At 31.4% G+C, this 573-nt stretch carries 1 protein-coding gene; it reads left to right on the top strand.

Annotated elements, in window-relative coordinates; genetic code table 11:
• Positions 1-573: HD domain-containing protein (locus IE142_RS40185; RefSeq protein WP_502266917.1), on the top strand; the 573-nt coding region annotated here is incomplete at both ends.

Raw genomic sequence — 573 nt, 5'->3', positions numbered from 1 at the left:
TCCTCACAAATTGATGCTGATCGAATGGACTATTTACAAAGAGATGCATATTTTACAGGCGTAACGTATGGCTCATTTGATATGGAGCGTATTTTAAGGTTGATGAGACCATCTAAAGAAGAAGTGTTAATTAAAGATAGTGGTATGCATGCTGTCGAAAATTTCATTATGAGTCGTTATCAAATGTATTGGCAAATATATTTTCATCCAGTAAGCCGTGGTGGGGAAGTTTTATTAAACAATTGTTTAAAACGAGCTAAGCAGCTTTATAATGAAGGATATGAATTTAAAATGTATCCAAAAGACTTTATACCATTCTTTGAAGGAACAATGACTATTGAACAATATGTAGAACTTGATGAAGCAGTTGTATTGTATTACTTGAAGAAATGGATTCATGAAAATGATACAATATTAAGTGATTTATCAAGACGGTTTATCAATCGAGATTTATTTAAATATATTCCTTTCGACGGTTCAATTATTACCATTTCGGAATTGCAAGAATTATTTGAAGCGGGTGGTATTAATCCTGATTATTACTTTGTAAGTGAAGCATTTTCAGATTTACCT

This window comes from Streptomyces mutabilis (assembly GCF_014649815.1).
GTDB classification, from domain to species: Bacteria; Actinomycetota; Actinomycetes; order Streptomycetales; family Streptomycetaceae; genus Streptomyces; species Streptomyces mutabilis.
This window is presented reverse-complemented; position numbering and strand designations above follow the sequence as displayed.